The 24,182-nt window shown below is 72.3% G+C and carries 26 protein-coding genes and 1 pseudogene; 11 read left to right on the top strand and 16 right to left on the bottom strand.

Annotation, left to right across the window (positions count from 1 at the left end; translation table 11 throughout):
• Positions 1-3: 3 nt before the first annotated feature.
• Positions 4-171 carry a hypothetical protein gene (locus D6270_RS32705; RefSeq protein ID WP_204117167.1) on the top strand — a complete coding sequence of 56 codons (168 nt, stop codon included), beginning with the start codon at positions 4-6 and terminating at the stop codon, positions 169-171.
• A gap of 18 nt (positions 172-189) precedes the next feature.
• Here D6270_RS32705 and D6270_RS02640 read toward each other — a convergent pair whose 3' ends face one another.
• The 6 genes from D6270_RS02640 to D6270_RS33895 form a co-directional block, all read right to left on the bottom strand.
• The gene (locus D6270_RS02640; protein WP_109166943.1) at positions 190-1,293 is read right to left on the bottom strand and encodes an FAD-dependent oxidoreductase; all 1,104 of its coding nucleotides are present in this window, start codon (positions 1,291-1,293) and stop codon (positions 190-192) included.
• A 75-nt stretch (positions 1,294-1,368) separates the two neighbouring features.
• The gene (locus D6270_RS02635; protein ID WP_109166944.1) at positions 1,369-1,872 is read right to left on the bottom strand and encodes a GNAT family N-acetyltransferase; all 504 of its coding nucleotides are present in this window, start codon (positions 1,870-1,872) and stop codon (positions 1,369-1,371) included.
• Positions 1,873-2,072: 200 nt separating this feature from the next.
• On the bottom strand, positions 2,073-2,339 hold the full coding sequence (locus D6270_RS02630; RefSeq protein WP_109166945.1) for a DUF4235 domain-containing protein: 267 nt from the start codon (positions 2,337-2,339) through the stop codon (positions 2,073-2,075).
• The gene (locus D6270_RS02625; RefSeq protein WP_109166946.1) at positions 2,336-2,935 is read right to left on the bottom strand and encodes a DUF3618 domain-containing protein; all 600 of its coding nucleotides are present in this window, start codon (positions 2,933-2,935) and stop codon (positions 2,336-2,338) included. The genes D6270_RS02630 and D6270_RS02625 overlap by 4 nt, the downstream gene beginning before the upstream one ends.
• Positions 2,932-3,372 (bottom strand): phage holin family protein, encoded by a 441-nt coding sequence (locus D6270_RS02620; protein ID WP_109166947.1) that lies wholly within the window; start codon positions 3,370-3,372, stop codon positions 2,932-2,934. The genes D6270_RS02625 and D6270_RS02620 overlap by 4 nt, the downstream gene beginning before the upstream one ends.
• 150 nt (positions 3,373-3,522) lie before the next feature.
• Positions 3,523-3,801: a hypothetical protein gene (locus tag D6270_RS33895; protein ID WP_385106640.1), complete on the bottom strand. Its 279-nt coding sequence runs from the start codon at positions 3,799-3,801 to the stop codon at positions 3,523-3,525.
• Positions 3,802-3,953: 152 nt separating this feature from the next.
• On the opposite strand from D6270_RS33895, the gene D6270_RS02610 reads away from it, so the two are divergent.
• On the top strand, positions 3,954-4,817 hold the full coding sequence (locus D6270_RS02610) for an RNA polymerase sigma factor SigF (protein WP_225976753.1): 864 nt from the start codon (positions 3,954-3,956) through the stop codon (positions 4,815-4,817).
• A gap of 114 nt (positions 4,818-4,931) precedes the next feature.
• Here the strand turns inward: D6270_RS02610 and D6270_RS02605 are convergent, their stop codons facing one another.
• Positions 4,932-5,423: an ATP-binding protein gene (locus D6270_RS02605; RefSeq protein ID WP_109166949.1), complete on the bottom strand. Its 492-nt coding sequence runs from the start codon at positions 5,421-5,423 to the stop codon at positions 4,932-4,934.
• Between the two features lie 242 nt (positions 5,424-5,665).
• On the opposite strand from D6270_RS02605, the gene D6270_RS02600 reads away from it, so the two are divergent.
• From D6270_RS02600 to D6270_RS02590, 3 genes are all read left to right on the top strand, one after another.
• Positions 5,666-6,535: a universal stress protein gene (locus tag D6270_RS02600; protein ID WP_109166950.1), complete on the top strand. Its 870-nt coding sequence runs from the start codon at positions 5,666-5,668 to the stop codon at positions 6,533-6,535.
• A gap of 188 nt (positions 6,536-6,723) precedes the next feature.
• Entirely contained in the window at positions 6,724-8,430 is a 1,707-nt protein-coding gene (locus tag D6270_RS02595; RefSeq protein ID WP_109166951.1) for a GAF domain-containing sensor histidine kinase, read from the top strand.
• 108 nt (positions 8,431-8,538) lie between these two features.
• A complete protein-coding gene (locus D6270_RS02590) occupies positions 8,539-9,219 on the top strand; it encodes a response regulator (protein ID WP_109167611.1) in 681 nt (226 codons plus the stop codon).
• On the opposite strand, the gene D6270_RS02585 is transcribed toward D6270_RS02590, so the two are convergent.
• Complete coding sequence (locus tag D6270_RS02585) at positions 9,216-9,659, bottom strand: hypothetical protein (RefSeq protein ID WP_158650472.1); 444 nt, start codon at positions 9,657-9,659, stop codon at positions 9,216-9,218. The genes D6270_RS02590 and D6270_RS02585 overlap by 4 nt on opposite strands.
• A gap of 167 nt (positions 9,660-9,826) precedes the next feature.
• On the opposite strand from D6270_RS02585, the gene D6270_RS02580 reads away from it, so the two are divergent.
• Complete coding sequence (locus D6270_RS02580; protein ID WP_109166953.1) at positions 9,827-10,618, top strand: SigB/SigF/SigG family RNA polymerase sigma factor; 792 nt, start codon at positions 9,827-9,829, stop codon at positions 10,616-10,618.
• Between the two features lie 124 nt (positions 10,619-10,742).
• On the opposite strand, the pseudogene D6270_RS02575 reads toward D6270_RS02580, so the two are convergent.
• The 4 genes and pseudogenes from D6270_RS02575 to D6270_RS02560 form a co-directional block, all read right to left on the bottom strand.
• Positions 10,743-11,536 (bottom strand): annotated as a pseudogene (locus D6270_RS02575) (SigB/SigF/SigG family RNA polymerase sigma factor).
• Positions 11,537-12,264: 728 nt separating this feature from the next.
• The gene (locus D6270_RS02570; RefSeq protein WP_109166955.1) at positions 12,265-12,936 is read right to left on the bottom strand and encodes an HAD family hydrolase; all 672 of its coding nucleotides are present in this window, start codon (positions 12,934-12,936) and stop codon (positions 12,265-12,267) included.
• 69 nt (positions 12,937-13,005) lie between these two features.
• Positions 13,006-13,479, bottom strand: a complete 474-nt coding sequence (locus D6270_RS02565) for a DUF5709 domain-containing protein (protein ID WP_109166956.1) — start codon at positions 13,477-13,479, stop codon at positions 13,006-13,008.
• A 40-nt stretch (positions 13,480-13,519) separates the two neighbouring features.
• Positions 13,520-13,846 carry a plasmid stabilization protein gene (locus tag D6270_RS02560; protein WP_109167612.1) on the bottom strand — a complete coding sequence of 109 codons (327 nt, stop codon included), beginning with the start codon at positions 13,844-13,846 and terminating at the stop codon, positions 13,520-13,522.
• A gap of 586 nt (positions 13,847-14,432) precedes the next feature.
• Here D6270_RS02560 and D6270_RS02555 point away from each other — a divergent pair.
• The gene (locus tag D6270_RS02555; protein WP_109166957.1) at positions 14,433-14,672 is read left to right on the top strand and encodes a DUF5133 domain-containing protein; all 240 of its coding nucleotides are present in this window, start codon (positions 14,433-14,435) and stop codon (positions 14,670-14,672) included.
• 37 nt (positions 14,673-14,709) lie between these two features.
• On the opposite strand, the gene D6270_RS02550 is transcribed toward D6270_RS02555, so the two are convergent.
• A complete protein-coding gene (locus D6270_RS02550; RefSeq protein WP_109166958.1) occupies positions 14,710-15,441 on the bottom strand; it encodes a GAF and ANTAR domain-containing protein in 732 nt (243 codons plus the stop codon).
• Positions 15,442-15,681: 240 nt separating this feature from the next.
• Between D6270_RS02550 and D6270_RS02545 the strand changes: the two genes are divergently transcribed.
• Together D6270_RS02545 and D6270_RS02540 are read left to right on the top strand one after the other, a co-directional pair.
• A complete protein-coding gene (locus tag D6270_RS02545) occupies positions 15,682-16,170 on the top strand; it encodes an STAS domain-containing protein (RefSeq protein ID WP_109166959.1) in 489 nt (162 codons plus the stop codon).
• A 618-nt stretch (positions 16,171-16,788) separates the two neighbouring features.
• A complete protein-coding gene (locus D6270_RS02540; protein WP_376205861.1) occupies positions 16,789-17,517 on the top strand; it encodes a GAF and ANTAR domain-containing protein in 729 nt (242 codons plus the stop codon).
• A 264-nt stretch (positions 17,518-17,781) separates the two neighbouring features.
• Here the strand turns inward: D6270_RS02540 and D6270_RS02535 are convergent, their stop codons facing one another.
• Positions 17,782-18,609: a pentapeptide repeat-containing protein gene (locus tag D6270_RS02535; RefSeq protein WP_109166961.1), complete on the bottom strand. Its 828-nt coding sequence runs from the start codon at positions 18,607-18,609 to the stop codon at positions 17,782-17,784.
• A gap of 163 nt (positions 18,610-18,772) precedes the next feature.
• Between D6270_RS02535 and D6270_RS02530 the strand changes: the two genes are divergently transcribed.
• Together D6270_RS02530 and D6270_RS02525 are read left to right on the top strand one after the other, a co-directional pair.
• Positions 18,773-19,345: a PadR family transcriptional regulator gene (locus D6270_RS02530; RefSeq protein WP_109166962.1), complete on the top strand. Its 573-nt coding sequence runs from the start codon at positions 18,773-18,775 to the stop codon at positions 19,343-19,345.
• A gap of 63 nt (positions 19,346-19,408) precedes the next feature.
• A complete protein-coding gene (locus tag D6270_RS02525; protein ID WP_109166963.1) occupies positions 19,409-21,133 on the top strand; it encodes an acyl-CoA dehydrogenase family protein in 1,725 nt (574 codons plus the stop codon).
• A 9-nt stretch (positions 21,134-21,142) separates the two neighbouring features.
• Here D6270_RS02525 and D6270_RS02520 read toward each other — a convergent pair whose 3' ends face one another.
• Complete coding sequence (locus D6270_RS02520) at positions 21,143-21,901, bottom strand: IclR family transcriptional regulator (RefSeq protein WP_109166964.1); 759 nt, start codon at positions 21,899-21,901, stop codon at positions 21,143-21,145.
• A 145-nt stretch (positions 21,902-22,046) separates the two neighbouring features.
• Positions 22,047-24,116, bottom strand: a complete 2,070-nt coding sequence (locus tag D6270_RS02515) for a neutral/alkaline ceramidase (protein ID WP_109166965.1) — start codon at positions 24,114-24,116, stop codon at positions 22,047-22,049.
• Between the last annotated feature and the right edge of the window lie 66 nt (positions 24,117-24,182).

Below are 24,182 nucleotides of genomic sequence, written 5' to 3'. Positions count from 1 at the left end.
CCGATGGCTCACCACCACCACAAGAGGAACGAAGAGGTCGAGGGCGACCCCGACACCGGCCACAGCCGTGGCATGCCCCGCCGCCCGGACGAGAGGCGACTCGACGAGCGCCTGGAGAAGGACCGCGAGGAGGTACGCCGTCCTCCGGAGGACGACACCCGGGCCGACTAGCCCGTCCCGGGAGCGGGTTCAGCGCACGGGGGCCGTCCGGCCGAGGGCGAACCGGGCGGTGCCCGGCCGTCCCTCGACCAGGTCGGCGGCCAGTTCGCCGATGGCGGGCCCGAATTTGAAGCCGTGGCCGGAGAAGCCCGCCAGCACGGTGACCGGACCCTGCCGGTCGATGACGAAGTCCTCGTCGGGTGTCGTGGTGTAGAGGCAGGTGAGCGGGGTCGGCTCGGTGCCGGCCACGCCGGGCAGCCACTCCTCGGCGTAGGCGCGGAGACGTTCGACGGCCGCCGGGTCCGGCGTACGGTCGCGGTGGTCCGGGTCCACGACCGGCCCGACGCCGTGCAGCCCGATCTTGACGCCGTCCACGCTGCCCAGCCCGTACAACCCGCCCGGCACGCTCCACCCGGCGCCCGGGTGGTGGATGAACGAGGGCCAGTCCAGCGCGTCCGGGACCGGGAAGTGCACCGGCTGCTCCTGGGTGACGCGCATCGGCGGCAGGCCGCTCACCACGGCCGGCAGGAAGCCGGGCGCCCAGCCGCCCACGGCGACCACGACCGCGTCCGCCGTCAGCCCCTCGTCGGCGTCCGTGACCGCGGTGACCCCGCCCCCGGCCCGCCGGATCTCCGTCACGCGCACTCCGTGCCGCACCTCGGCGCCCCGCTGCCCGGCCGCCTTGAGCAGGGCGGACACGGCGCCGTCGGCGTGCACCCGACCGGCGTCCGGGTGGAACAGCGCGGTCGTGTCGGCCCGGAGCCCCGGCCACCGCTCGGCCACCTCCCCGGGGGACAGGCGCCGCGCGGGCCGCCCCGCCCCGGCGAGCACATCGGCCAGCCGCTCCACCGCCTCGGGCAGACCGTGGTCGACCGCCCCGGTGAGCGTGAGCACCGGTTGCCCGCTCTCCTCCTCCAGCCGTCGCCACAGGGGCAGCGCCCGCAGCGCCAGCTCCGTGTACGAGGGCTCCGCGTAAGCCAGCCGGAAGATCCTGGAGGTGCCGTACGAACTGCCCCGGTCGTGGCCCGGCCCGAAACGTTCCAGCACGGTGACCCGGTGGCCGCGTACCGAGAGGCGCCAGGCGGCGGCCGCTCCCATCAGCCCGCCGCCGATGACGAGAACCCGAAGAGCCATGAGGGTGTGTTCCTTTCGCATGCCGGACGCTGACGTCCACAGGGTGAGCACGGGACCTGGGGGAGTGGTGGCGCGTCACGCCAACGAGCGCGTGAGCCAAGCCACTTCGCCGTTCTCCTCCACGGAGACGCGGTCCCGTTCGAACCCGAGCTTCGCCAGGACCCGGAGCGACGGGGTGTTCCACGTGCCGACGGTCGACCAGAGCCGTTTCCGCCCGGTCGCCACGGCGGCGTCGACCACCGCGCCGGCCGCTTCGGTGGCGTAACCACGTCCGTGCACGCGCCGGCACAACTCGTAAGCGATCTCCGGCTCTTCCAGGGTGGTGCGCCCGATGATCAGCCCGCAGTAACCGATGAAGTCGCCCTCGTCGCGCCGCTGGACGGGCAGCAGGGCGATGCCCGTCCTCTCCGTCGCGGCGAGCAGCTCCCCGATGGACGTCCGGCTGCGCTCGACCGTGTAGGTTCCCTTGCCGCGTTCGGAGAGGAGAGCGCTGAAGTCTGCGGCGTCCGACTCGGCCCACGGCCGCAGGATCAGCCGCTCGGTCTCCAGGTGGCTGGCCATCGTCTCGTACGGGGTCATGCCCCTACTCTGCAGCACGGGCCGGCGCGGGCGCTGTGGGGGTACGGGGCCGCGACCGACGCGTGCGCCGCGCCACCGCGCGTACTCACCGACCTGGCCCGGGGTGGCTGCCCGACGGCCGCCCCGGACTCCGGTGCGGCGTCGCCTTCGCCGCCCGGGCGGTGCCGGCCTCTCCACGGGAGGGCCGGCACCGCGGCGGGTCAGGCCGGCCAGGTGCCCGTGACGCGTCGGGTCGCCTGGGCGCCCGAGCGCTCCACCGCGGCCTTGACCACGGCGAATATCGCGCCCTGTACGGCGGCGGCGAGGAGGATCTGCTTCCACGGGCGGTCCTCGTCGAGGGCGTCGGGGGCGTCGCCCTCGCCTTCGATGAGCTTCCACGTCTGCTTGAACGCGGCGCTCGCGATCAGGCCGCTGACCGCGCCCAGGGCGAGGCCGACGGGCTTGTACGCGATCTTGGACGCTTTCATCGGTTACGCCCCCGGCTGCGGCGGATCAGCAGGAAGGCGACCAGCAGCGCGCCGCCCGCGAGGAGCGGGGTGCGGTTGGCGCGGGCGGCCGTCGCGGCCCGGTCCGCCTTCTCCAGCAGCGGGTCGGGGGTCCTCTCCGCCGCGTACCGCCGGGCCTGGGCCGCGCTCTCGCGCACCTGCGCGGCGGCCTGCGCCGTCTTCTCCAGCACGGCGTCCGGCGTCTTGTCCTTCACCAGCTGAGCGGCCTGGTCCGTCTTCTCGCGGATCTGACCGGAGGCCACCGCGGCCTTCTCCGCCGCCTGTTCCTTGACCACCGCGGCCTTCTCCGCGGCCTGCTCCCGGATCGCCGCGGTCTTCTCGGCGGCCTGTTCCTTGACCACGGCAGCCTTCTCGGTCGCCTGTTCCCTGACCGCCGCGGTCTTCTCGGCGGCCTGCTCCTTCACCGCTGCGGTCCTCTCCTTCGCCTGCGCCTTGACGTCGGCCTTGGCCGCCAGCGCCTCGACGGTCTGCCCGAGTTCGTCGCGCGTCCGCTCGACCTGCTCACGCAACTCCTCGGGGGTGGGCGTACCCATCTTGTTCTGCGATTCGTCGTTCATCGGTGAGCCTTCTCCTTGACCTCGGCCAGATCGGCCTTGACGCTGTCGATGGTCTGTTCGGGTGCGGGGGTGCCCGCCCGGTCGATCTGCCTCTTCCCGGCCAGGGCGGCCACACCGGCCACCGCCGCAAGCACCGCCGTGACGATGAGCGCCGCCGCCCACAGGGGCAGCGCCAGGGCGAGTGCGGCGATGCAGGTCGCCACCAGCGCCTGGGCCGCCAGGATGCCGACGAGGCCCGCGGCGCCGAAGAGGCCGCCGCCCTTGCCGAACCGCTTGCCCTTCTGCGCCATCTCCGAACGTGCCAGCTGCATTTCCTCGCGGACCAGCTCCGAAATCTGCTGCGAGGCACGCGAAACCAGTACCCCCACGGGTTCGCCGGCGGGGCCCGTGGCGCCCGTGGTGTCGATGCTTCGGGCGTCCCGTTCTGCTGTGCTCATGATGAGGTCACCTTGCTCTCCTCGACCGGTCGGAGTCGTCACGGGGATGGGGGCCGTCGCGGCGGAACATCCTCGTCCGGATGTGTACGCCGTCGTGGTCCGGCTACCCAGCAACGGCGGCGGCACCCGTCCGCGCAGCGCGGACCCCGCTCACTGCTCCATGAGCCGGCGGTCCCCGTCGCTCCGGGCGCGGGTGTCACGCGGCTTCACGTACGGTTCGCCTCCGAGGGGTGCCCGTCGGCGGACCAGCTCCGCGTCGAACTCCAGCACCAGCAGGGCGGGGACCAGCGCCAGCACCCCGCAATACGCCGGCGCGGCGGCCCGGTCCGCGAGTTCGCCGTCCTTGAACTCCCTGAGGGTGCCGCGCGGCCCCGCCGTCCAGGACCGCCGTGGCAGCTCGGCCGGGCGGCCCGGCGCCCACTCCTCCACCTGCTCATCGCCGGAAGGTCCCGGTCCCGGCGTACCGCAGACAGCTGCCGCTCCGCAGGTGTGTTCCGTGCCAACTCGGGTAGACGCAGCCACATGCAGGCGGGATTCCGCGGCAGCGTCTGGGGCAGGGAAGGTCCGTAATGTCGATATCCATGGAGACCGCGACCGGGACGGCCGCGTCGGCGGGACTCGCACCGGCGGTACTCCCGCAGATCGACGATCCGCAGAAGATCGCCCCGAAGGACGCCCGGGCGCTGGGCACGCTCTTCTTCGAGCAGCTGCAGGTGCTCGAAGAAGGCACCCACGAGTACCAGTACGCGCGCAACACCCTCATCGAGATGAACCTGTCGTTGGTGCAGTTCGCCGCGAAGAGGTACCGCAACCGCGGCGACGGCCAGATGGAAGACATCATCCAGGTCGGCACCATCGGCCTGATCAAGGCGATCGACCGCTTCGAGCTGTCGCGCGAGGTCGAGTTCACCTCCTTCGCGATCCCCTACATCGTCGGTGAGATCAAGCGCTTCTTCCGCGACTCGACGTGGTCCGTCCACGTCCCCCGCCGCCTTCAGGAGCTGCGGGTCACCCTGGCCAAGGCCAAGGAGGAGCTCACCTCCACCCTGGGCCGCGACCCCGGCGTCGCCGAACTCGCCGAGCACCTGGGCATCGCCGAGGACGAGGTCATCGACGGCCTCATCGCCTCCAACGGCTACACCGCCGGCTCCATCGACCTCCCGCTCGGCGGAACCGAGCAGGGCGCCTCCGACAGCGGCACCAGCTACGCCGACATCACCGGCGACTGCGACCCGGGCATGGAACTGGTCGAGAACCTCCACGCACTGGCCCCGCTGCTGGAGACCCTGGAGGACCGCGACCGTGAGATCGTCCGGATGCGCTTCGGCCAGGAGATGACCCAGGCTCAGATCGGTGAACATCTGGGCATCTCCCAGATGCATGTGTCCCGGTTGCTCTCCAGGCTCCTCGCCACGTTGCGGGAAGGCATGCTCACCCAGAACTGAGCCACCGGAACCAGGCTGTCGACAGCCCAGGTTCTCGACGGCGCCCAGGTGGCCGACAGAACAGAACCCCCACAGCGACCGACTGTGGGGGTTCTTCCCGTACGGAACGGAGTCCTACCAGCCCGAGGGGCCGGCCGCATCGCCCTGCGGACGGTCCAGCAGCGAGATCTCCACGCGGACGCGCTTCCCCACCGGTTCGCGGCGCACCTCGAAGCTCTCGCAGACCGCGAGCACGATCTCCAGTCCGTGCTGCCCCATCCGCGTCGGATCGGCCTGCCGGCTGGTGGGCAGCACCGAACCCGTGTCCCACATCGTGACGCTCAGCACGCCGTCGCCCGCTTCGAGATCGAGGAGGCACGGGCCAGGCGCGTACTTGCAGACGTTCGTGGCCAGCTCGCTCACCACCAGCTGCGCGACATCCATCGCCCGCGCCGACACGGGCAGACCGCGCAGCGACCGCGCGTCCGTCAGAAAGTCCCGGACGAAGCCCCGGGCCCGCGCGATCTCGCCCGAACCCATGTCGTACGCGGCGCTGCCCCGCATGTTGCCCGTACCCACCGTCTGCCGGTCCTGTTCGGTCCCTCGGTCCGCCATCAGCAGTTCCATGTCATTCCCCCGTCGGTCAGCTGCACCACACAGCCCTCAAACGCAACCCGCCTACCCGCCACCACACGTTTCAGTCCAGGCAATGTCGGCTTCGCGCCACCGGAACGCCGCCGGCCGTACTCCGGGACCCAAGGGGCCGGAGGGAGGGCCGATCGGCCCTCCCCCCGGACAGGCCCGCCCGTGATGCTGGTTCCAGCGGCCGGCCGAGGGGCCGGTTCGCACGGACGTACGGAGGCAGACCCGTGAAGAAGGCCGTAGTCGCAGGGGTGGACGGTTCGCCGGAGAGTCTGGCGGCGGCCGAATGGGCGGCGCGCGAGGCGGCCCTGCGGGGACTGCCCCTGCGCATCGTGCACGCCTGGCTCTGGCAGCCGCTGGACATCCCGCTCGTCCAGAACCGGGAGGCGGAGGCCCAGGCCGCCCGTGCCGTGCTGCGGGAGGCCGAGGAGCAGGTGACCGGCAGGTACCCCGAGCTGTCCGTCTCCAGCCGGGTGCTGCCCGAGACGGCGGTCGTGGCGCTGCTGGCCGAGGCCGAGCGGTCCGCCCTGCTCTGCCTGGGCACCCGCGGCCACGGGGCCCTGCTCGGCTTCCTCCTCGGCTCCTACGGTCAGCAGGTGATCGCCGGGGCCAACGGTCCGGTCGTCTCCGTACGCGCCTACGACGGTGAGTACCCGGTCCGGGAGAACGGTGAGGTCGTCGTCGGTCAGCAGGGGAGCCCCGAGGAGAGCGCGGATGCGCTCGGCTTCGCCTTCGAGGCCGCTTCCGTACGAGGCGTCCCGCTGCGGGCGGTCCGCGCCTGGAGCCTGCCGCCCGCCTACACCTGGAGCGCCTCCCTGGCCCTCGCCGACGCCGCGGGAGGGCTGGAGCCCTTCGAGCGCAAGGCGCTCCAGGAGGCCCTGGCCCCGTGGCGGGACCGGTTCCCCGAGGTGCAGGTCACCGAGCACGTCGAGATGGGGAGCGCCGGGCAGGTCCTGGTGGAGGAGTCGGCCGAGGCCCAGCTGATGGTGGTCGGCAGGCGCGCCCGCCGGGCCCCGATCGGCACCCGGATCGGCTCGGCCGCCCACGCGGTCCTGCACCACGCCCGCTGCCCGGTCGCCGTCGTCCCGCACGCCTGACCCCGGGCCCGCGCCCGTCGGCCCGTCGCACCCGGGAACCCGCCCCGTCTCCCCACGGGCGGGCTCCCGCGTCCGGACGACGGCCGGGGCCGCCCGCCGACGGGTCCGGCCCGTCCTGCCTCCCACCGCATGACGGCAGCCCCATAGAGTGGCGCGGAAGGTGACGGGGCGGAGGGGAAGAGGGCGCTGTGGGGGATGAGCAGCCGTTGTCGCGGATGCCGCAGATGCGGCTGGACGAGCTGCTGGAGGAGTTGCAGGCGAGGATCAACGCGGCCAGGGGAACCCGGGACCGGGTGCACAGCCTGCTGGAGGCCGTCGTCTCCGTAGGCCGCGAACTCGACCTCTCCCAGGTGCTGCGGCGCATCGTCGAGGCCGGTGCGCACCTCGTGGACGCGCAGTACGGCGCGCTCGGCGTGATCGGGCCCGACGGGCGGAGCCTGTCGCAGTTCCTCACCTCGGGCATGACACGGGAGCAGCGGGAGCGGATCGGACCCCTGCCGGCCGGGCACGGCCTGCTGGGCGAGCTGATCCGCCACCCGGAACCCCTGCGCCTGAGCGAACTGGGCACGCACGAGGCCTCGTTCGGGTTCCCGGAGCACCATCCGCCGATGCGTACGTTCCTCGGCGTGCCGATCCGCGTGCGCGACGAGGTCTTCGGGAACCTCTACCTCACCGACAAGCGGGACGGTCTTGACTTCGACGCGGAGGACGAGTCGGTGATCACGACCCTGGCGGTGGCGGCCGGAGTGGCCATCGACAACGCCCGTCTGTACGAGAGCTCGCAGCGCCAGCACCGCTGGCTCCGGGCGGGCGCCGAGATCACCAACCACCTGCTGTCGGGCGACGCCCGCCAGGACGTGCTGGAGCTGATCGCGCGCCGGGCCGGGGAGATCACCGGTGCCTCCGTGGCGGAGGTGTCCGCACCCGTCCCCGGCACGGACGACCTGGTGGTGGAGTTGTCCGTCACGCTGTCGGGGACCGACGGCGGCCGCCAGGGGCTGACCCTTCCGGTCGACGGAACCCTGGCCGGTGCGGCCTCGGCGGCGGGCGCCCATGCGGTCTCCACCTGCCTGGGCAAGGACCCCCGCTTCCGCACCGGCCCCCACAGCGCCGCCGGCCAGGGTCCCGCAGTCGCCGTGCCGCTGGGTGCGGCCGGAGCGGCCGTCCTGCTGCTGGTCCGGGAGGTCGGCGAACCCGCCTTCACGGAGGCGGAGCTGGAGCCGCTGCTCGCCTTCGCGGGACAGGCGGCACTCGCCCTGGAACTGGCCGTACGGAGACGGGACGCCGAGCACGTCGCGCTCCTGGAGGACCGGGACCGGATCGCCCGCGATCTCCACGACCTGGCGATCCAGCGCCTGTTCGCGACCGGTATGACGCTCCAGAGCACCGCCCGGCTGATCGAACACACCGGAGCGGCCGAGCGGGTGGCCCGGGCCGTCGACGACCTGGACGAGACCATCAAGATCATCCGGTCCACCATCTTCGGCCTGCGCGCCCGCGACGAAGGCCCCGCCTCCACCCTGCGCGCCCGCGCCTCCCGCACGGTGGGGGACGCGGTCACCTCCCTCGGCTTCCCGCCCCGGCTCAGCATGGAGGGCCTCCTCGACACCGACGTACCCCTCGATGTGGCCGAACACGTGGTGGCGGCGCTCGGCGAACTCCTCAGCAACGCGGCCCGCCACGCCCACGCCACCCGGGTCGAGGTCAGCCTGAAGGCGACGGCCGACGAGGTACGCCTGACGGTCGCCGACAACGGCAGGGGCATCCCGGAGCGGAGCCGCCGCAGCGGACTGGACAACCTCGCCGAACGCGCCCGCCAGGTCGGCGGGGCCCTGGAGCTGTCCACGCCCGACGGAGGTGGCAGCCGGCTGCTCTGGCGCGCCCCGCTGCGCTGAGAGGCCGGCCGGGGAGGGCCGATCGGCCCTGTTCACCGGCGCCGGCCGTACGGCACGATCGTGACGGCCCACCGAGGTGGGCACGGACGAGAGATGACGGAGCATGTGATGACGGACAGCGGTACGGGCGCCGACGGGAAGACCCCGGTGACGGTCTTCCTCCTCGACGACCACGAGGTGGTGCGCCGGGGCGTGCACGACCTGCTGGACGCCGAGCCCGATCTGACCGTCGTCGGCGAGGCGGGCACCGTTGCCCAGGCGCTCGCCCGGATCCCGGCCCTGCGCCCCCGGGTCGCGGTCCTGGACATCCGGCTGCCCGACGGGGACGGCGTCAGCGTCTGCCGCGAACTCCGCTCCCGGATGCCCGAGCTGGCCTGCCTGATGCTGACGTCCTTCGACGACGAGGAAGCGCTGCTGGACGCCATCGTGGCGGGCGCCTCCGGCTACGTGCTGAAGCAGATCACCGGCACCGACCTCGTCCAGGCCGTACGCACGGTCGCCTCCGGCCGGTCGCTGCTGGACCCGGGCGCCACCGCCCGCGTGATGGCCCGCCTCCGCGGCGACGCGGCCCAGGACGACCGGTCCTCGGGAGTCGGCGCGCTCACCGCCCGGGAGCAGGACATCCTCGCGCTGATCGGCGAAGGTCTCACCAACCGCGAGATCGGTCTGCGGCTCCACCTCGCGGAGAAGACGGTGAAGAACAACATCTCCCGCATCCTGGCCAAGCTCGGCGTCGAACGCCGCGTCCAGGCCGCGGTCCTGGCGACGGAGGCACGAAGGCAGGGCTAGCGGGTGCCAGGCGTCGCGGGCCCGGCCAGGATCCGCCGGACACCCCTGGGAGCGCGTCCGGCTCGGAGCCCGTACGCGACCGTGCCGTACACGACGAAGGCCACCGCTCCCGTGACCAGGACGCCGGGCAGGGACGGACGGGCCGTCACCGGCCCGGCCCGGCGCCGGCGCTCGCAGCCGGGGCGGACCATGAGCGGCGTGACGACGAGTGGGACGACCCGGCATCCGGCCGGGGCCGTGAAGAAGGGCGCGGCCGGATGCCGGGTCGCGGGCATGTCGTAGTCCTCCATGAACGCGGCTACCGGCGCGCCGATTCCGGCCAGGGCCTTGGCGGTCACAAGCGTGCAGACGGCGCCGGTGCCAGGACGCCTTCCGGCCGCCGTCGAGTGCACGGGGCGGGCGCGGGCGGCGGCGGCCGCCCGGGTGAATGCCGGGCCCACCCGTTTTGGCGGCCCTCCCGGCGTGGCAAGGCCACGGAGTGCTTCGGAGGTGAGGTACGCCCCGGCGACGGATTCCGTGCGGGTCGCGCTCACTGACCTACGACGCGCTCCGGCACCCCCGCCTCCCGGCGACAGCGATCTTGTACGGCGAGGAGTTGAGCCGCCCCATGCCCGAGGAAAGCCGGTACGCCGATGACCCCGACACGGCAGCGGACTTCCGGCGCCTCCTGGAGCTGCCCGGCGGGACCACGAGGGAGCGGCTGCGCGGCGAGATCATCTGTGCCTGGCTGCCCATGGCCCACCGGCTGGCCGCCCGCTACCGCAACCGCGGCGAGACGCTGGAGGACCTGCGGCAGATCGCCGCGGTCGGTCTCGTCAACGCGGTCGACCGCTACGACCCCGAGATCGGCCGCGCCTTCGCGCCCTTCGCCGTTCCCACCATCACCGGGGAGATCAAACGGCACTTCCGGGACCGCATGTGGTCGGTGCACGTCCCCCGCCGCATCCAGAACCTCCGCAACGCCGTCCGCCTCGCCCACGCCGAACTGGCCACCCTGGGCATCACCCCCTCGGCCGCCCGGATCGCCGAGCACACCGGGCTGAGCGAGGAGGACGTACGGCAGGGGAGCGAGGCGCTCCACGGCTTCAGCGCTCTGTCCATCGACGCGGAGACCGCCCCCGACGGGAGCGAGCTGCTCCTCGGGGACCGTCTGGGGGCGGTGGACGAGGCGTACGACCTGGTGCTCGACCGCGAGGCGGCGAAACCAGGCATCCGCCGGCTCGCCGAGCGCGAGAGACGGGTGCTCTACCTGCGGTTCTTCGCCGGGATGACCCAGAGCGCCATCGCCGCCGAACTGGGCCTCTCGCAGATGCACGTATCCCGGCTGATCACCGAGTCCTGCCGCCTGATCCGAGAGAGCGCCGGCGAGCAGCCCGTGGAGCGGCGCATTCTCACGTGACAGCCGTTGGTTCCGTTCCGGATGCGACGATCCAGGAACCGGCGGACGTCGTCATCGTCGACGGCCTGCTGCGGCTCCCGGCCGCCCCGGCCCAGCGGTTCCACCGCCACGGCGGAGCGTTCCGTCAGACGACTTCCCTGAGGGCCCCGGCGCGGACGCGCTCGCAGGAGCGGCTGATCAGACGGGAGACGTGCATCTGGGAGATGCCGAGGCGTTCGGCGATGCCGAGCTGGGTCATGTCGCGGAAGTACCGCAGATAGAGAATGGTCCGCTCGCGCTCCGGCAGCCTGCGCAGCTCCGGCTTGACGGCCTCGCGGTCGACGGCGACGTCCAGCGCGTGATCGCAGGAGCCCAGCCGGTCGGCCAGGGGGACCCACCGTCGGCACCCGCCGGTTCGGCATCCAGGGACAGGGCGCTGTAACTCTCCAGGGCCTCCAGGCCGAGCAGCACGTCCTCCTCGGCGAGGCCCGCCTCCGCCGCGATCTCGGCGCAGGTCGGGGCCCGGCCACCGAGCCGCTGGGCGAGATCGCGGCGCGCGGTGCGGACCCGGTTACGGAGGTCCTGGACCCGGCGGGGCACGTGGACGTCCCAGGTGTGATCACGGAAATGCCGCTTGACCTCACCGGTCACGGTCGGCACGGCGTACGTCTCGAAGGCCTTGCCCCGGTTGGGGTCGTAGCGGTCCACCGCCTTCACGAGCCCCATCGCGGCCACCTGGCGCAGGTCGTCCATCGACTCACCCCGGCCGCGGAAGCGGGCGGCCAGCCGGTGGGCCATCGGCAGCCAGGCGCAGATGATGTCGTCCCGCAGTGCGTCCCGCTCGGTTCCCGGAGGAAGGTCACTCAGCCTCCGGAACGCGACGTCCGTGGGCGGGGAGCCCGCGTCCGAGCGGAACCCGGGGGAAGGTGCAGCCTGCATGGTGGTCACTCCTCGACGGCGAAACGCTGACGATGCCGCTCGGTCGCCGCAGGAGTACACGTAACCGGATAGACGCGGCCCGGGACTCCCACGGGCGCCTCATGTCCGAAGCACGATTCATCACATACCCGTATCAGTAGCAGCCAAACGTGTGAAATTGCGTTACTGAGGCCGGTGCTCCGGTCATCCACGGCCGTCGCGGTGTAGGGGCGGATTCGTCAGGAGCACCCGCCTCGGCTGAGCCGCCCCGGGCGGAGCCGGGCCGGTGAGCGGCCCCCGATCCGCCGGCGTCGAACGGCGCACCGGCCCGAGGGGACACCGGCCATGCCGATCACGACCGAGGCCCGGCCCGTGCGGGGCGCGCCCCGCTGGGCCAGTCTGCTGGTGCGCGACCTCCCCGCCGCGCAGGCCGCCTGCGCCGCCGTGCTCGACCGGAAGTTCGACGACTCCGGCATTTCGACGACTCCGACGTGCCGGGCGACGATCCGCCCCCGGTGGATCGTCCACTCGCGGGTGGACGACGCCGCACGGGCAGCGGGCCAGGCGGACCGGGCGGGCGGAAACCCTTCCCGGCGCCCGGTGTACGAAGCTCCCGAGTACGTCGTCCCGGAACCGGAAGGTGCGCTGTTCACCGTGGCCGAGGACCCGGGACCGACACCTGACCCTGCCCTGACCTCGGGCCCGGTGGCTGCCCGCCGAAGGCTCACCCCGGCCCGCAGGTTCCGCCTTCAGGCCGGCAGAGACCCGAACGGGCTGTCGTCCAGGCGGGCGAGCAGCTCGGCGACGTCCCGGAAGACCGCGTCCGCCCCCGCCGCCTCCAGGTCCGCCCGCGGAATGCCGCCCGACAGCAGCGCCACCGACCGCACCCCCGCCCGGGACGCCGCCTCCATGTCCCACACCGTGTCCCCCACGAACACGGCCCGCTCAGCCCCCGCACCGGCCAGCTCCAGGGCCAGTTGTACGGGTTCCGGGGCGGGCTTGCCCTCGTCGACGTCGTCCGAGCTCGCCGTGTCGTGGATGGCCTCGTCCGCGTCCACCGCCCGCCGCAGGGCCGTCAGCTCCGGCCCGCTCGCCGAGGTGGCCAGGACGACCCGCCAGCCGCGCCCGGCCAGGGTCCGCAGCAGATCGCCCGCGCCCTCGAAGGCGGGGAGGCGGTCGACGTACGTCCCGTAGAGCACCTGGTGCGCGGAGCTGATGGCTGAGTCCTGGCCGGGGTCCCGGTCCGTTCCCAGCAGCCGCTCGATCAGATCGCCGGAGCCGAGGCCCACTGCCCGGTGGATGTCCGGCATCGGTACGGTGTGCCCGGCCTGCCGGAACGCCTCCCACCACGCCACCACGTGCAGATGGTTGGTGTCGGTGAGCGTGCCGTCCACGTCGAAGATCGCCGCGCCTGCCGTCATGTCGCCCCTGGTTCCTTCGCTGCCGTGTCCCTCATGTGCGGCCGGAGGTATGTGCGGTCCGGAGGGCGGTCAGGCCTCCCGGCCTCCGCCGTCCTCCTCGTCGGCCACGTGCACGGCCGCCTCCTCGGCCGACGCGGCGCCGCCGTCGATGCCGACGTCCTCGGCGAAGACGTCGGTGTTCCGGCCGGTCGGGTCGTCCGCCGCGGTGAGCCGTCCGGCCCGCGCGTCGCCGTCGATCCGCTCCTGAGGCTCGCCCTCGCCGTCGGTGACGTCGCCGATGCCGTCACCGACGGGCGGTTCGACATCCGCGACCTCCTGGGCGAGCCGCTGGTCGAGGGATTCGCCCTCGCGCTCCTCCGCGCCCGTGGTGCCGAACCTGTCCACCCCCAGAGGACGTTCGGGAGGGGAGTACCCCTCCTCCAGCTGGTCGTCCAGATCACGCTCGCCGAGCGTGTTCTCCAGGTCCAGCTCGTCGTTGGGCGGGTCCTGGCCGTCGTCGTCCTGCGGCTGGTACACATCGTCGCCGCGTGCTTGGTCGCTCATGCGTCCTCCTCTGCGTAGGGCTCATCTGCTGTACGGAAGGTCAGCGCCCGAGGGCCTTCCGCAGCTCCGCCTTGTTCATCGAGGAGCGCCCGTCGATGTTCTTCTTCCGCGCCTCCGCGTAGAGCTGGTCCTTCGTCGGACCCTGCGCGCCCCGGTGGGAGCGCTCACCCCCGCGCTCGTAGGCGGACTTCGGGTCCTTCGTCGACGTCCTGCTCGCCGTCCTCGATTCACCGGACCGGGCCCGTTCCTTGTTCACGGTCCGGGCGGCGATCTCCTTGGCGCGCTTCTCGGAGGTCCCCCGCTCCTCCTGGCTCTCCTTGATGTGCTCGTACTGGCGTTCACGCTTCGCGCTGGATCCAGCAGGCATGAGGTACTCCTTCTCCGTCTCGATCCCCCGAGGGGCGCCCACCCGCGTTTCCCCTACGAGCCCCAATAAACAATGCCGTGAGGAAAGGGGCACGCCCGTCCCGGGGTTCCGCGTCCACTGGAGTGACGCCAGTTCCACAAAAGGCTGGGGCCGCAAAGGAGCGGTGCTCATCGCCCGAACGGCGCCGAGGGCTGCTTTCCCAACCCGTCGGCGCCTCAGTTCCGCGTACGCCGGATACCTTGTAGGAGGAGTACCCAGGGTCCGGACCTTAAACATGTGGTCCGGTCGGTGAACGCGGGTCGGTGAAATCCTTACGCTTGCATGAATCGTGTTCGGCTGGGCACAGTTACAGGGCAAGAGGTCAGGAAGCGGCCGGCTCTCTTCCGTCCGCATTCCTCCACGTGAGCCGTGCTGTCACCGGGTCACCCCGTGATACCTCTCCCTTCTGTATTCGGCATTATCCCGGGCATGCGCGATGCGCCGCTGATGACGTGTCGGCGTATGTCCGTCGTCTGTCCAGAGAATGCTTTCCGCGCCCGTCCGACCCCAGCGGGTGCCCTTGATGGTGAGAGAAAGGCAGAGCGCGATGCTGATGGCACACCCCGCGGTACTCGAGGAACTTCTGCGCCGCTACGAAGAACTCCGGGCACAGCGCGGCCGAGGCGGCGACGGGGTGGCCCGCAGGCTGGAGGACGTGAGCTACACGCTGTGCGTCTCCACCGGGACCCGCGAGATCGCCGATGCGCTCGCCGCCGCCCGTGAGCAGCTGAGACGCCACGCCCCGAAACGGGACACCCCGGCCGGCGCCACCTCGGTCCCCGCCTGACCATCCCCGATCCCCGCGGACGCCCCTGCCCGAGCTATCAGGGGCGGGGGCGCAGCCGCGGCCCGCCCGGAGGCGTGCCCCCCGAGATGGATCCGACGAGCTGCGCGCAGAGGTCGCGGAGCTTGATGTTGCGGTGCTGAGAGGCGCTGCGCAGCGTCTGGAGCGCCTCCTCGGGGGTGCAGCGCCGCTGGTTCATGACGATGCCGGCCGCCTGGTCGATCACCGTGCGTGACCGGAGCGCCGCCTGGAGGTCGGCGGTGAAGGTCTGGGTGTCGGAGAGCCGCTGGGCCAGGGCGATCGCCCCCGTCGCCTGGGCGGCCAGGTCGCGCAGACCGCCGAGATCGGCCTCCTCGAAGCCGTTCACCTTCGGCGAGTACAGATTCAACGCGCCCGCGGTGTGGGAGTGGGCGGCGATCGGGAGCGAGAACGACGACCTGGTCCCGGCGGCGACGGCGAAGGCCGGATAGCCGTTCCAGCGGCCCTCCAGCTGCATGTCGCCGACGCTGACCTCGTGCCCCTCGCGCAGGGCTTCGAGACAGGGGCCGTCGTCCTGCCCGTACTGCGCCTCGTCCAGTGGCGGTGCGCTGATCCCCGCGCTGACCACGGTCAGCGGCCGGTTCTCCCGCTCCAGCGTGATGCCGCAGCCATCGGCGCCCGGGGCCTTCACGAGCGCGCTCTCGGCCAGCGCCTGGAGGAAATCGTCCAGCGTGTCGCTGTCCAGGAGGAGGGAGACGAGGTCAAGCGTCCCGGGCGTGAGGGCGTCGGTCATGGTCGCTCCCTTCCGGGCCGGAGCCCTTGCCGCCAGCATGGCACGATACGGGAAGCCGCGTCGCGGCCCCAACGGAGACGGAGCCGGGCCGCACCGTAGGGAGAAGCCGGCGAAGAGGCCGATGGAGAACCCGACGAAGAACCCCGTGTCCAGGGGTGTCGAAGGCGTAGGCGGCGGGCAGGCGCAGAACTGAGGTCAGGAAGCGGCCTTCCCGCCGGCCTGCCTCCACGGAGTATCACGATGCCTCTGCTCAGCTATCGCCTGGACGAATCCCACCTGGTCGTCGAGTTGTGCGAGGTCGTCGACCTCGACAACGAGTCGGCGATCGAACAGGAGCTCCTCACGCTGCTGCCGTGCTGCGGCCCGAGCACGGTCATCGTCGACGTCCTCACGCCCCTGCTCACCCCGCGTGCCCTGGGCATGCTGCTGCGCGTGCGCGGGGAGGCCGAACAGCGCCGCGTGTCGATCGCGGTGGTGGCCAGGTACGAGACGACGCGCGAGGTCCTGAGCGCCGCGGCGCTCAACCGGGTCCTGCGCGTGGCGTACAGCCTCCAGGGAGCCGGACTCCGCAGCCGGGGATGCCGACCGGGCACCGGCGCACCCCGCAGGGGAGGACTGCGGCAGCTGCTGGAGCAGCGGATCACCCCCTCGGACCCGGCCCCGCCGCCGCCCCGCGCGGTCGGACCGTACGCCGACACGTCCCTGCCTCGCTTCCCCCGGAGGCGGTGACGGCACAGGGCGTCAGACCCCGGACGCCCGGCGGCACTTTCCGGCCGCGTCGGCCGGTGGTTGCCGGTGCCGGGCCGACCGTGGCGGCCGAGAGGGCATAATGAAGGGCTGGAGGTCAGGAAGCGGCCCTTGAGATTTCTCCCTGCCTCCTTGGAGTTTCCGTGAACCGCTCTCTCCCGCGTCGTGCTGCCGTCACGGCCCCCGCCACCGGTGCTGCCGGCCCGGTGTGTACGCCCGGTGGGGCGGTCCGGAGCCGCCCGTCCGCGACCGGGCGCCGCACTCTCCACAGAGAGCCTCACACCTTCCGCAGAGACCGGCCGACGCCCGCCCCCGTGACGACCGGGCCGTCCGCCGACCTGTCCGACGACCGTCGCGCGACGCCGGGCCGGACCCTCCCACGCAGGACCGTCAGCAGTCCCGTGACGACCGCCGGTGGCGCGCCCGCCCTCGCACGGCCCTCGGTCACCCACGTCTGAAACCCCCGCCGCACGCCCGGAGCCTGTCCCAGGCCACCGGTGCGTCGGTGGAGGTTGCCCTGTCCCAGCGGCCCCGGACTGCGCCGCGCCAGCTCTGCCCCGCCCTTTCGGGAGGCGGGTCACCGCCCAGAACGAGATGATCATGACTGACAGGCCCGTGGCCGAGGCGCCGGACACGACCGCGCTGCTCCTGGAGACGAAATCGCTGGACGAATTCCTCCACGCACTCGCCCGCAGCGCCCTGGCCCTGGTGGAGACGGCCGACGGATGCGGCATCACCCTGGAGAGGCAGGGGCGCCCGGTCACCGTCTCCAGTGCGGGAGCCTCCGCCACGAAGCTGGACGAGGCCCAGTACGGGCAGGACGACGGCCCCTGCCTCCAGGCGATGCGGACCGGGCTGGAGGTCAGCGTGCCCGACACGCTCCGGGAGAGCCGCTGGGCCGACTACCCCGCCTACGCCGCGGTCTGCGGCGCCCGGTCCTCGCTCTCGCTGCCCATCGCCCCGCACAGCCACACCGCCGGGGCCCTCAACCTGTACGCGCCGCTCCCCAACGCCTTCGACGACGCCGACCTGACGGCCCTGCGGCTGCTCACCGCACAGGCCACCGGCGCCATCGCCCTGGCCCAACGCATGGCCGACACCGAGGAGTTCGCCGCCGATCTGGAGGCCGCGCTCCAGTCGCGTACGGTCATCGACCAGGCGATCGGTGTGGTCGTCGGCCAGCAGCGCTGCACCCCGGAGAAGGCCTTCGAGGTCCTGCGCACGGCGTCCCAGCACCGCAACGTCAAGCTCCGGGTGCTCTGCGCCGAGCTGATCGCCAGCATCACGGGCGAGACTCCCCCCGAGGCGCGCATCCAGCCCCGGGGGTGACGTGCCGTCGGGGGACGGCACGCCGGATCAGGCCGCCGGGCAAGGGGCATCCGCCTGCCTTACCGCCGGCCGCCGCATCCGGCTCTCCCTCTCCACCTCGTACCGGCCCCTGGTCCGGCCGGTTCCGGAGCCGGCCCTGCTCACCGTCCACGAGGACGGCGCCGCCGCGGAACGTCCCCAGGAGCCTGGTGGACCACCACTCCGCCCTCGGCATCGTGAAGGACCGGGGCCGCCCGGAACGGAAGCCGCGGCGGCCCCCGGTGCTCAGGCGGCCCAGTGCTTCGGCCGCCGCAGCGCCCCCGGGATCCTGGTCGCCGCGTCGCCCCGGGCCGCGTCGAGCTGCGGCTGGGTGAGGAAGAGGGCGCCGGACAGATCGGCGCCGGACAGGTTCGCGTCGCGCAGGTCCGCGCCGATCAGGTCGGCGTCGCGCAGATCGGCGCCGGAGAGGTCCGCGGCGATCAGGCAGGCGCCGCGCAGGGTGGCCCCGCGCAGCCTCGCGCCGCGCAGCCGGGCGCCGAAGAGGTCGGCGCCCCGGTGGTTCTTCTTCCTGCCGGGGACGGCGGCGCGGGCCAGCTCACCGGCGCGCAGGAGGTGGGCGTTCACCTCGGCGCGGAGGGCCGGTACGTCGGCGGCGAGGAGGGTGTCGGCGCTCTCCCGGGTCAGTGCGTCGACCCGGTCGTAGGCGGCGCGCAGGTCGCTGTGGACCGCCTTGGCCGCCGCCAGGTCCAGGGCCTCGGCGACGTACCGCAGCAGCTCGTGCAGCTGCCGCATCACGGGGAAGACCTCGTACATCGAGCGGGCGGAGTCCGGCTCCGCACGCCAGCTGCGGCCCCCGAAGGTGACCTGGGAGACCTTCTGGCCCGCCCCGAAGCAGTCGAACACCGTGCAGCCCTGGTAACCGCTCTCGCGCAGCCGCTCGTGGATCCCGCAGCCGAAGTCCTCCTGGAGGTTGGAACACGGGGTCCCGGCGCCCTTGTCCGCGGCGAAGTCCGCGGAGCGGGCGAAGGGCAGCGCCACACAGCACAGGCCGAAGCAGTCCCCGCAGGCGGCCCGCAGGTCGGAGTGGCCGGCGCGCGGCGTGGGGTGGGACAAGGCGGTGGTTCTCCTGACGGGGCGAGGAGGTCGATGGGCGAAGTGCCCATTGTCCCTCCGGACTGCCGGAGACCCGGCGCGGGGGAGGGAGGCCCGGGTGAGCCGTGTCTCACCGGCGCCCCGCGACTTGTCTATGCAACGAGTTGCATAGAAGGATCGCGGTATGGCGCTCGAACACGCGATCCTCGTCTCCCTGCTGGAGCAACCCGGCTCCGGCTATGAGCTGGCCCGGCGGTTCGAGCGGTCCATCGGCTACTTCTGGACCGCCAGCCACCAGCAGATCTACCGCGTCCTGGCCCGGATGGAGGCCGACGGCCGGCTCACCGTCCACGAGGTCCAACAGCGAGGCCGGCCGGACCGGAAGGACTACTCCGTCGCCGCCCCCGGCCGCGCCGCCCTCGCCGAGTGGCTGCACAAGCCGATCGAACCCGAGAGCCTGCGCCACGACCTCGCCGTCAAGATCCGGGGCGCCGCCTTCGACGACCCGGCCGCCCTGATCCGCGAGGTGGAGCGCCACCGCCAGGTCCACCGGGACCGGCTCGCCCACTACCTCGCCGGAGAGGTGCGCGACTTCACCGGGCCCGAGGCGCCCGCACCCCCGGATGCCGGCCAGGAGCTCCAGCACGTCGTGCTGCGCGGCGGCATCGCGTACGAGCGTATGACGGTCGCCTGGCTGGACGACGTAATCGGCACCCTCCACCGGCTCACCGGGCGAACTCCGGGCCCCGGCGCCTGAGACGCCGCGGGCGCCACCCGTACCACCGAAGAACCCTCACCACCCTCCCGGAAGGCAACCTCCATGGCTGAGTCCGCGTCCCTGCTCTTCAACCCCCGCACCTACGACCCCCAGCACTTCGACCCGGAGACCCGCCGGCTGCTGCGCGCCACCGTCGACTGGTTCGAGGAGCGGGGCAAGCGCCGGCTGATCGAGGACTACCGCTCCCGCGCCTGGCTCGGCGACTTCCTCGCCTTCTCCGCGAAGGAGGGCCTCTTCGCCGCCTTCCTGACCCCGGCCTCCGCCGCGGGCAACGCGGACCAGCGCTGGGACACCGCCCGGATCGCCGCGCTCAACGAGATCTTCGGCTTCTACGGGCTCGACTACTGGTACGCCTGGCAGGTGACCATCCTCGGCCTCGGCCCGGTCTGGCAGAGCGAGAACGCCGAGGCCCGCGCGCGGGCCGCCGAACTCCTCGCCCAGGGTGAGGTGTTCGCGTTCGGTCTCTCCGAGAAGACGCACGGCGCCGACATCTACTCCACCGACATGCTGCTGGAGCCGACCGGCGACGGCGGCTTCCTGGCCTCCGGCTCCAAGTACTACATCGGCAACGGCAACGCCGCCGGTCTCGTCTCCGTCTTCGGCCGCCGCACCGATGTCGAGGGCCCCGACGGCTATGTCTTCTTCGCGGCCGACAGCCGCCACGACGCCTACCAGCTGGTCAAGAACGTCGTCGACTCCTCCAAGTTCGTCAGCGAGTTCCGCCTGGAGGACTACCCGGTGGCGCCCGCCGACATCCTGCACACCGGCCGCGCCGCCTTCGACGCCGCGCTCAACACCGTCAACGTCGGCAAGTTCAACCTCTGCACCGCCTCGATCGGCATCTGCGAGCACGCGATGTACGAGGCCGTCACCCACGCGAGCAGCCGCATCCTCTACGGCCGACCCGTCACCGCCTTCCCGCACGTGCGCCGCGAGCTGACCGACGCCTACGTCCGGCTCGTCGGGATGAAGCTGTTCAGCGACCGTGCCGTCGACTACTTCCGCTCCGCCGGACCCGACGACCGCCGCTACCTCCTCTTCAACCCGATGACGAAGATGAAGGTGACCACGGAGGGCGAGAAGGTCATCGACCTGATGTGGGACGTCATCGCCGCCAAGGGCTTCGAGAAGGACAACTACTTCGCCCAGGCCGCCATCGAGATCCGGGGCCTGCCGAAGCTGGAGGGCACTGTCCACGTCAACCTGGCGCTGATCCTGAAGTTCATGCGGAACCACCTGCTGAACCCGGCGGAGTACCCGGCCGTCCCCTCCCGCCTCGACGCGGCCGACGACGACTTCCTGTTCCGGCAGGGCCCGGCGCGCGGTCTCGGTGCCGTACGGTTCCACGACTGGCGCCCCGCGTTCGACGCGTACGCCGAGGTGGCCAACGTCGCCCGCTTCCGTGAGCAGGCCGACGCGCTCTGCGCCTTCGTGGAGACGGCCGCACCCGACGAGGAGCAGAGCCGCGACCTGGACCTCCTCCTCGCCGTCGGCCAGCTCTTCGCCCTCGTCGTCCACGGCCAGCTGATCCTGGAGCAGGCCCGGCTGACCGGCCTGGACGAGGAGCTGCTGGACGAGCTGTTCGCCGTCCTCGTACGCGACTTCTCCGCGCACGCCGTCGAACTCCACGGCAAGGACTCCGCCACCGGGGCGCAGCAGGAGTGGGCGCTCGGGGCGGTCCGGCGTCCGGTCGTCGACACGGCGCGTTCGGCGCGGATCTGGGAGCGCGTGGAGCAGCTGTCGGGGGCGTACGAGATGGCCGAGTAGCCGGCCGGGTCACTCCGGGATCGTCATCCTGCGGGTGACGCGCAGGGCCGAGGAGAGCAGCTCGGCCCTGACCTCGCTGGTCCGGTACATCCGGTCCGAGCGGAAGGAGATGCCGAGCGAGCCGACCTGGTCGCCGCAGTACACCCGTACGGCGATGCAGGTCGTGCCCCGCCGGTACTCCTCCCGGTCCATGGCGAGCGGTGCCATCGGCGGCGCCTCCAGCTCCCGCATCAGCTCCTCGCGGTGCGTGATGGTGTGGGACGTGAGGCCGGCCAGGGGGTGGCGGGAGAGGTAGTTGGCGCGGGCCTCCTCGTCCAGCCCGCCCAGCACGCTCTTGCCCAGCGCGGTGGCGTGCCCGGCGTCCTCGAAGCCCACCCAGAGGTCGACCCGGGGCGCCCGCGGGCTGTCGACGATCTGGACGACCCGGATCTCCCCCTCGTCGTACAGCGTCAGGTAGGCGGCGGCGGAGAGGCCGTCGCGCAGGGAGGTCAGGAGCGGGCGCAGGCGCTGGGTCCAGATCCCCCCGCCCCCGACGGCGTCCGGTGCCGGGCCCCGGTCGGGCACGGCGAACGCTCCGTCGTCCAGCTTCCGGAGATAGCCGTCCTGGACCAGCGCCCGCAGATGCTCCTCGGCCAGGGCCGACGGCAGCTCGGCCTCCCGGGCCAGCCGCTCGGCGGGCGCGCCGGCCGGATGCGCCCCAGCGGCCTCCAGCAACCGGAGGTCCCGCTGGACGGACACGGTGGGCTCGGGGCAGGCCTGGTCACCCATGCCACCAGCATGGACCCGGCGCCGGAGCGCGGCATCTCGGGTACGGAAAGCCGTGGTGGGCCGTGGTTCGGGGCCCCTCGGAGCCGTGGTGCGGGCAGCGCGTGAGCGGAGCCCGCACCACGGTCCGTGACCTCAGGTCACCGGTTCACCCGGTCACGGAGAACGCCGGGGACGTGCCCGTGAACGGCGTGATCTTCCCCAGCAGGCTCTTCGCGTCCCCGTGGTGCACGATCCGGTACGTCCCGGGAGCGGTGTCGGGCCCGATCTCCCAGGTGACCGTGGCCTTCGACGTACCGGTCACCCCGTTGGTCCGGGTCCACCGGTACGTGGTCTCCCAGTCACCGTCGTCCAGTACCCGCACCCACTTCCCGGCCTCCTGGCGCTGGACCTCCAGGAAGGTCCCGCCCCGGCGCACGTTGTTCTTCGGGTGTCCGGTCGCGAACTCGACGGTCGCCGTGGCGCCGCGGGCGTACGAGGAGGCCGGAGCGGTGAGGACCGAGCCGAAGGACTTGCCGAGCGGCGGGTTGTCGTACACCACGCCCGTCTGGAAGGTGAACTGCCGGGCCGACTCGTCCGGCGGTGCCGTGCCCCGGCCGATCGGGGTGCCCTGGCGCAGCGAGGCCGCGACCTTGGCGTACTCCTGCTGGTAGGCGGGGAGCGTGTTGCGGCCGTAGAGCGTGGAGCCGCCCTCGTAGTTCTGGGTGTCGTACTCCTCCGGCGTCGTCACGTACTGGCTGTAGGAGTTGGCGTACCCCTGGAGCAGCACCCGCTCCAGCGGGACCCCGAGCTCCTGGGCCACGGTCCGGCGGACCCGGAGCCCGGCCGTGATCGTGAACTCGCCCGGGCCCGCCACCAGGTACAGCTCCCCGATCTTCATGATCTGGAGCGGCAGGATCTTCGGGGTCACCGGGTGGACGTTGCTCAGCAGCCCCGTGGGGACCAGGCTCGCCTTCGGGTACTGGCAGGTAGCCAGCCAGGACGGGGTGTCGATCCGCAGCGCGTCGATGATGGACGCCACCGGGGTACGCATGCCCTCCTCGAAGCCGGGGATCGCCGGGCCGTCCTCCACACTGCCCGCGAGCGTCGAGGCGCCCACGACGGCCGGGCAGGTCCGCTGCTCCTTGCCGTCGGTCGTGTACGCGCCGCGTACGGTGACGTTCTCCATGTCGACATAGGTGAGGCGGGCGTCGACCCCGCCGGTCACCGGCCGCGCACCGGCGTACACCTCGCGGGCCTTGTCCAGCTGGCGCTCACCGATGATCCGCGCGTTCTCGAACTCGTCCTCGGTGGGCCCCGATCCGGGCTTCAGATTGAGGTTGGGGGACATGTCCCCGGCGTTGGTGTTGGGGAACGCGGCGACGAAACCAGGGGTGTTGTCGAGATAGCGCACACCCTCGTGGCCGTGCTCCCAGGCGTAGGCGGCATAGCCCTTGTTGTCGGGGCTGATGAGGGTGTTCTTGTTGGTGATCGAGGTGTTGTGGGTGGCGAACCAGCTGATCGCGCCCGCGTCCTTGTCGCCCTGCCGGAACCGCAGCACGGTCATCGCCGGGTCGATCCCGCCGGGGAAGGCCGCCCGGTCGGACGCCGGATTGCGGTCGAATGCCTCGCGGGAGCGGTTGACGCTGGCGTTGGTGAGGGTGCCGGTGCCCAGGCTGATCGTGCCGGGCTTCAGGTCGTCGTGGGCCTTGGCGACGGACTCGGCGATGCCGTCGACGATCGCCCGGTAGGTGCTGCTCTGGAAGCCGAGCACGGAGAGGTTGTACGCGACGTGGTGGGAGTAACCGCCGGGGCCCGAGTGGGTGTGGGTGGCGGAGAGCAGCACGTTCTCGTCGCCGTACAGGCTGCCGTACCGCTCCTTGAGGCGGGCGATGACGCCCTGCTGCACCGACTGGAAGATCATCGCGAGGTCGGCGTTGACGTAGACGACGCGCTTGCCGGTCGCCCGGTCGACCACGACGTACGCGCGCGACCGCTGGCGCTGGTGGATGCCGGACGTCTTCTGGTCGAAGCTGGAGTAGCCCATCATCCCGGTCTCGGCGGCCTCCCCGGTGACGTCGGCGATGCCGCGCCCGATCAGGTAGTCCGCTTCCGCGGCGGCGGTCGGTGCGGCCGACGCGGGGGAGGGGGCGCCGAGAGCCACGGCTCCCAGAGCGGCGGCGAGGACGAGGGCGGAGAGCTTACGGGGGGAGCGTGAGCGGCTGGGTGATGGGGGCATCGGACCTCCTGGGGCGGGAGACGTGCGGGAGCCCGGGGCCCGGTCGGTGGCTCACCGACAGGGGCG

This window comes from Streptomyces griseus subsp. griseus (assembly GCF_003610995.1).
Lineage (GTDB): Bacteria > Actinomycetota > Actinomycetes > Streptomycetales > Streptomycetaceae > Streptomyces.
The sequence above is the reverse complement of the archived record's forward strand: the minus strand, read 5'-3'. Positions and strand labels throughout refer to the sequence as shown.